Genomic DNA, 6,298 nt, shown 5'->3' with positions numbered 1-6,298 from the left:
GGTGTGTCGGGGCGACTGAAGTCGCCGCTACCTCGCTTCGACCTCGGCGCGGGTGTGTCGGGGCGACTGAAGTCGCCGCTACCTCGCTTCGACCTCGGCGCGGGTGTGTCGGGAGGGTGTAGGGGCGACTTTAGTCGCCCATCAGCCTCGGCGCGGGTGTGTCGGGGCGACTGAAGTCGCCGCTACCCCTGTTCGACCTCGGCGCGGGTGTGTCGGGGCGACTGAAGTCGCCGCTACCTCGCTTCGATCTCGGCGCGGGTGTGTCGGGGCGACTGAAGTCGCCGCTACCTCGCTTCGACCTCGGCGCGGGTGTGTCGGGGCGACTGAAGTCGCCGCTACCTCGCTTCGATCTCGGCGCGGGTGTGTCGGGGCGACTGAAGTCGCCGCTACCTCGCTTCGATCTCGGCGCGGGTGTGTCGGGAGGGTGTAGCGACTTTAGTCGCCCATCAGCCTCGGCGCGGGCATCTCGGGGCGACTGAAGTCGCCGCTACCTCGCTTCGATCTCGGCGCGGGTGTGTCGGGGCGACTGAAGTCGCCGCTACCTCGCTTCGATCTCGGTACGGGCATGTCGGGGCGACTGAAGTCGCCGCTACCTCGCTTCGATCTCGGTACGGGCATGTCGGGGCGACTGAAGTCGCCGCTACCTCGCTTCGACCTCGGTACGGGCATGTCGGGGCGACTGAAGTCGCCGCTACCCCTGTTCGACCTCGGCGCGGATGTGTCGGGAGGGTGTAGGGGCGACTTTAGTCGCCCATCAGCCTCGGCGCGGGTGTGTCGGGGCGACTGAAGTCGCCGCTACCCCTGTTCGACCTCGGCGCGGGTGTGTCGGGAGGGTGTAGGGGCGACTTTAGTCGCCCATCAGCCTCGGCGCGGGCATGTCGGGGCGACTGAAGTCGCCGCTACCCTTTGGGGTTGGATGCGACCTCGGCGGCGAGTTGGGCGATCTCGGCCTTGAGGGCTTCGTATTCGGCGCGTTTGCGCTGCAGGAAGCGCGCGGTGATGCGGGCCTTGGCCTCGATGCCCTGCGGGGTCAGCAGGTAGGCGTAGGCGAGCTTGTTGTCGCTCCGGCGGAAGTTCTGGACCTTCACCCAGCCTTGATCGATCACGGCGCGCACGCAGAAGTTGGTGCTGCCCAGACTCACGCCGAGGGCCTTCGCCAGATCGCGTTGGGTGGCTTCGGGGTGCGCCTCCATGTGCTTCAGGACACGGTATTGAAGCTCGTCGGTCATGGCGGTGTGCGGTGTGGGGTGCCGGGGGTGCGACCGTTGACGTCGGGCGTCCGGTTCGTAACGCGGAGCGTCGGGGCGACAGGCCCGTGCGGAGAGATTGTGAAAGAGTTTCCGCTCGGGATCGAAAAGGACGGTTCCGCGTCGGCTGGGCGGACGTTGGACGCGCAACAATCCAGCGGTGACCTCGACCTCATCGTTGGGCTTCGTTCCTCGGCCCAATCGACGAAGAATTCCTGCACAGTCGGGGAGCGAGAATGGTGCTCGCGGGGCCTCGCTCGGTGGTCCGGGGCGGGCTTGTATCGGCGCTTCGGGAACGCTACCGCCCTACCCTGTCGTTTTCGGGGTATGGGCGGGGGGTAAATTGTTCAGACGTTGTACGGCTGCGGTAGCTTAGCCGGTTGGGGGCGGCGGGGCAAGCGGGACGGCGTCGTCCGGGCGACAGGGATGTGGGTCGGGCGTGAGTCCGAAGGGACCTCCGAGACCGCAGTGCCGGAGCGTCTCGGCCGACACCCCGGCTCAGTGTGCCGAATCGGGCCGAGGGCCGGCGGCGAAGACCTCCTCGAGGGTGCTCGCGCTCAGCAGGCGCGTGGACCAATCCAGGAGGGTCTGCGCATCGGCGTCGAGCACGCGCCGACGATCCGCTTCGCCGAGGGGACCGAATTTGACGGCGAGCAGGCTCAAGAGCATGGTGGCTTGGCCTTCCTGGTGACCTTCCTGGTGACCTTCCTGGCGACTTAGGCGTTCGATACTGGTGATGTAGGGCATGTTGGCTTGCTCCTCGAAAGCGATCAGCTCGCGCTTGAATTCACGCTCCAAACCCTCCGGCAACTGCAGGAGCCAATCCAGGACGCGAAACAGCTCCAGGATGTCCTCGCGGCTGTAGCCGCGTTCGTAGAGCAGCCGCACCAGGCGCATCTTCCAGCCTTTGCGGGTCGCCCCGTCCTTGCTCTCCTGCGCCTTCAGGTGCGCCATCACCACCAAGGCGAAGGGGTTGGGATCGTCTTCCAGCTCGGCCCAACGGGCATTCAGGTCCAGCAGCTTGCACGTTGGAAACCGGAAGTTCAACGCGCAGCCCCAGCGCTCTCGCGTGTAGGTGCTCGGGCGGAAGCGCGCGGTGGCATCGGCCAAGACGGCGAGGCTGACGATGTCGGTGCGGTATTTGTCGAAGATGCGGTAATTGTAGACGTACATCCGCTCGGCAAAACCGGCCTCGGGATCGCCCTGGACCTCGACATGGACCAGCACCCAGGTCTCGGCGCCCTCGTGCGTATAAACTCTGGCCAGCTTGTCGGCATGGCGCCGGCCCGACTCGGCATCGCGGACGACCTGCTGCAGCTCCTTGTCGAGAAATTCATGGCCTTTCGACCAGTCGATCGCAGTATGGATCCGCGGGAACAGGAGCGCGAGAAAGTCCGGGAAGTAGCGCTCCAGCGCTTCTTTCCAAGGGCTGTCGTAGTCGTCGCGCGAGGCGTCGGTCATCGGTCGGGCTGTCCGATCTTCCTGCCTGTGTTGAAGAGGATCTGATGGATGTCTGAAAGGCTCAGGGCGTCGAGGGGGAAGGCTCCCTCGTTCCACTCGCTCCCGGGCTCTGAGACTGTGCAGGTATTCGCCGTAGGTCGGGTTAGCGCGGCGTAACCCGACATCCCGGCGCCTCGGTCGACACGGTTGGGGAATACTTGCACTGTCTCGGAGCTTGGGAACCAGTTCATCAACCTAGGTGATTTCCGCAAACTTCCATACCCGTAGGTTGTGCTGACGATAGGAAGCACAACTTGCGCCGACGGTTGGTTGTGCCTCGCGCGGCTCGGCACAACCTACGCCGTTGGTATGAGGGTTTCCGGTATTCGCCCTAGTGTTCGTCTCCGGCACTCATGCTCCGCACGGCCTGCAACCAATGGTTTCCGTCCGGACTGATGAGCAGTTGGTCGCCGAGGTCTTCCAACGTTTGGAGGTCGGCGATGCACGCAAGCAGCGGTTGTGTCTGCTCGGCGACCGTTGGACCGAATCGGCGTCGCACCTGACGGATCAGGAGGTGGCGGGTTGCCTCCCGACCTTGTTCCAAGCCTTGTTCCAAGCCTTGTTCCAAGCCTTGTTCCAAGCCTTGCTCCAAGCCTTCTCGTTTCCACTGATCGGTCCAGGTTTCCAGATTCTCCGCCAGCATGTGATACACCTCGCTGAGTTCGCCAAGAGGCGGCAGTGGCACGCCGGGCAGCCGCTTGGGCAGGAAGACGCGACCGAACCAGACCGCGAAGTCACGGCGCAGACCGGTCTGTTCCGGCGCCTTGAGCCAGTCGAGCAAGGCGTGCACGATGCCCATCGCCTCGACCGCGCCGCGACTGGCCTCGAGCCGAAACAGGGCCGCACTGAGGTTGCGCTCGGGCAGGGAGCCGGCGTTGGCGATGCGCTGCTCGTCGAGCAGCAGGTAAGCCTGTCGCGGGCGATAGCGCGCGAGCAGCGGCGGCGCCGGCTCGATGAGCGGCTCCAGCGTCTCGGCAGCACGCCAGGGCGTGACGCCATTGTAGAGCACCACGGGCAGAACGGGCGGCAGACGTCCCGCGACACTCAGGGTCCCGGCGCGAACGAGATCCTGGTAGAGCAGCCCGAGGTAGGTCTGGATGCGCACGGCCATCCAAGGATCGACGGTGGATTGGAATTCCAGCAGCAGGTAGACGTAGAGCCAGTCGGGGCCCCAGCGCAGGCGCCAGACGATATCGTCGGCGCGGTCGCGTAGGTCGTCGGTGACATAGCTCCCGCTGCAGCGCTCGAGGGTCGCGAGGTCGAGCGCTTGGACCCAATCGCCGGGCACAAAGCCGCGCAGCAGGTCGCGCACCATGGCGGCGTGGCTGTAGAGCAGTTTGTAGCCGCTGTCGTGCGTGGGGTCGCGCCGGCGTGACTTCGATTTATTCTGCGCGTGCATGCGGTTGAATGGTTTCCCGGTTCCCTGTGCATCACGATGGGCCCTTTCCAAATTCGGCGGGGATCGTGGAGTTGAGCTCGACCCCGCCGGCCGTCAAGGCAGCGGCGCGCACGGACAGACGAGCGTGTCTCGGTTCGTCAAAGACGACCGTCGACGGAGTCCACCGGCAGAACGGATTTCACGTCGTAGAGGATCGCCTTGGGTTTGGCCCATTGGCGGATCCCGGTGGCGCCCGCCGCGACGAAGTCGCGGTGGGCGACGGCGAGGATGACGGCGTCGTAGCTGCCGGCCGGCGAGGCCTCGGACAGACACTCGAGGCCGTATTCGTGCTTGGCCTCGGCGCGGTCGATCCAGGGGTCGTAGCAGTCCACCGCGATGTTGTACTCGAGCAGGGCGTGGATGATGTCGATGACGCGGGTGTTGCGAACGTCCGGGCAGTTTTCCTTGAAGGCGAGGCCGAGGACGAGGATGCGGCTGTTGCACACACCGATGCCGTTTTGGAGCATGAGTTTGACCACGGTCTCGGCGACATGCGCACCCATGCGGTCGTTGATGCGTCGCCCGGCGAGGCGGCAGTCGGCGAGGTTGCGGAGGTCGCCTTCGATGAAGTGGTACCGGTCCCATTGGGCTGGGGTGACCAGGGTTTTGACGTCGTCGAGGTTGTGCTGATGGCCGGTGGCGAAGTTGTCGAGGCCGATGACGGTTTGGTCGAGTGTGAGCAGCGTCTCCAGGAGGTTGGAGCCGATGAAGCCGGCCACGCCGGTGATGAGCCAGGTGCTTGAACTCTCGCGGAGGGCGCGTTGGACGCTGTCGAAACGGGTCATGAGGTTCCGAGCCGGGGGTTGGCTGTTGGCATTCCGGGTCGTTTGCGCGGTTGCACCGCGATTGACTGGATCACAGCGATGGAGGCGAAACGGCATGCGGTGTGCCGCCTAAGGGGGTGCCGTGATGGGGATGGTTGTTGGGGCGACTTCAGTCGCCCATAAGCCTCGGCGCGGGCGTGTCGGGGCGACTGAAGTCGCCGCTACCACTGTTCGACCTCGGCGCGGGTGTGTCGGGAGGGTGTAGGGGCGACTTTAGTCGCCCATCAGCCTCGGCGCGGGCGTGTCGGGAGGGTGTAGGGGCGACTTTAGTCGCCCATCAGCCTCGGCGCGGGTGTGTCGGGGCGACTGAAGTCGCCGCTACCTCGCTTCGACCTCGGTACGGGCGTGTCGGGGCGACTGAAGTCGCCGCTACCTCGCTTCGACCTCGGTACGGGTGTGAGGGGCGACTTTAGTCGCCCATCAGCCTCGGCGCGGGCATGTCGGGGCGACTGAAGTCGCCGCTACCTCGCTTCGACCTCGGTACGGGTGTGTCGGGGCGACTGAAGTCGCCGCTACCTCGCTTCGACCTCGGCGCGGGCGTGTCGGGGCGACTGAAGTCGCCGCTACCTTTTGGGGTGGGATGCGACCTCGGCGGCGAGTTGGGCGATCTCGGCCTTGAGGGCTTCGTACTCGGCACGTTTGCGCTGCAGGAAGCGCGCGGTGATGCGGGCCTTGGCCTCGATGCCCTGCGGGGTGAGCAGGTAGGCGTAGGCGAGCTTGTTGTCGTTCCGGCGGAAATTCTGGACCTTCACCCACCCTTGCCCGATGAGGGCGCGCACGCAGAAGTTGGTGCTGCCCAGACTCACGCCGAGCGCCTTCGCCAGATCGCGCTGGGTGGCGTCGGGGTGCGCCTCCATGTGCTTGAGGACACGGTATTGAAGCTCGTCGGTCATGGCGGTGGGCGGTGTGGGGTGCCGGGGGTTCGACCGTTGATGTCGGGCGTCCGGTTCGCGACGTGGAGCGTCGGGGCGACAGGCCCGTGCGGAGAGATGGTGAAAGAGTTTCCGGTCGGGATCGAAAACGACGGTTCCGCGTCGGCTGGGCGGACGTCGGACCCGCAACAATCCAGCGGTGACCTCGACCTCGGCGTTGGGCTTCGTTCCTCAGCCCAACCGACGACGAATTCCCATACAGTCTCGGAGCCTTGGAGCGAGAGCGGCGTTCGCGGGGGGCCTCGCTCGGTGGTCCCGGGCGGGCTTGCGGAGGCGCTTCGGAAACGCTACCGCCCTACCCTGTCGTTTTCGGGGTATGGGCGGGGGGTAAATTGTTCAGGCGTTGTACGGCCGCGG

The 6,298-nt window shown here is 65.6% G+C and carries 5 protein-coding genes; all 5 read right to left on the bottom strand.

Features of this window, described 5'->3' with window-relative positions:
• Window positions 1-899: 899 nt before the first annotated feature.
• Window positions 900-1,229 carry a MarR family EPS-associated transcriptional regulator gene (locus AADX97_RS28320; RefSeq protein WP_374237512.1) on the bottom strand — a complete coding sequence of 110 codons (330 nt, stop codon included), beginning with the start codon at window positions 1,227-1,229 and terminating at the stop codon, window positions 900-902.
• A 516-nt stretch (window positions 1,230-1,745) separates the two neighbouring features.
• Window positions 1,746-2,708 carry a hypothetical protein gene (locus AADX97_RS28315; protein WP_374237513.1) on the bottom strand — a complete coding sequence of 321 codons (963 nt, stop codon included), beginning with the start codon at window positions 2,706-2,708 and terminating at the stop codon, window positions 1,746-1,748.
• Between the two features lie 370 nt (window positions 2,709-3,078).
• On the bottom strand, window positions 3,079-4,146 hold the full coding sequence (locus AADX97_RS28310) for an Rpn family recombination-promoting nuclease/putative transposase (RefSeq protein ID WP_374237514.1): 1,068 nt from the start codon (window positions 4,144-4,146) through the stop codon (window positions 3,079-3,081).
• Between the two features lie 137 nt (window positions 4,147-4,283).
• A complete protein-coding gene (locus AADX97_RS28305; protein ID WP_374237515.1) occupies window positions 4,284-4,970 on the bottom strand; it encodes a UDP binding domain-containing protein in 687 nt (228 codons plus the stop codon).
• A 602-nt stretch (window positions 4,971-5,572) separates the two neighbouring features.
• Window positions 5,573-5,902, bottom strand: a complete 330-nt coding sequence (locus tag AADX97_RS28300; RefSeq protein WP_374237516.1) for a MarR family EPS-associated transcriptional regulator — start codon at window positions 5,900-5,902, stop codon at window positions 5,573-5,575.
• Window positions 5,903-6,298 lie beyond the last annotated feature (396 nt).

Origin of the sequence: Thiocapsa sp. C2-2m (genome assembly GCF_041903745.1) — a bacterium.
GTDB lineage: Bacteria > Pseudomonadota > Gammaproteobacteria > Chromatiales > Chromatiaceae > Thiocapsa > Thiocapsa roseilacustris.
This window is presented reverse-complemented; position numbering and strand designations above follow the sequence as displayed.

Coding starts and splice junctions, on each gene's coding strand:
- AADX97_RS28315 (WP_374237513.1), bottom strand. CDS start 2,708: ATGACCGACGCCTCGCGCGACGACTACGACAGCCCTTGGAAAGAAGCG.
- AADX97_RS28305 (WP_374237515.1), bottom strand. CDS start 4,970: ATGACCCGTTTCGACAGCGTCCAACGCGCCCTCCGCGAGAGTTCAAGC.
- AADX97_RS28320 (WP_374237512.1), bottom strand. CDS start 1,229: ATGACCGACGAGCTTCAATACCGTGTCCTGAAGCACATGGAGGCGCAC.
- AADX97_RS28310 (WP_374237514.1), bottom strand. CDS start 4,146: ATGCACGCGCAGAATAAATCGAAGTCACGCCGGCGCGACCCCACGCAC.
- AADX97_RS28300 (WP_374237516.1), bottom strand. CDS start 5,902: ATGACCGACGAGCTTCAATACCGTGTCCTCAAGCACATGGAGGCGCAC.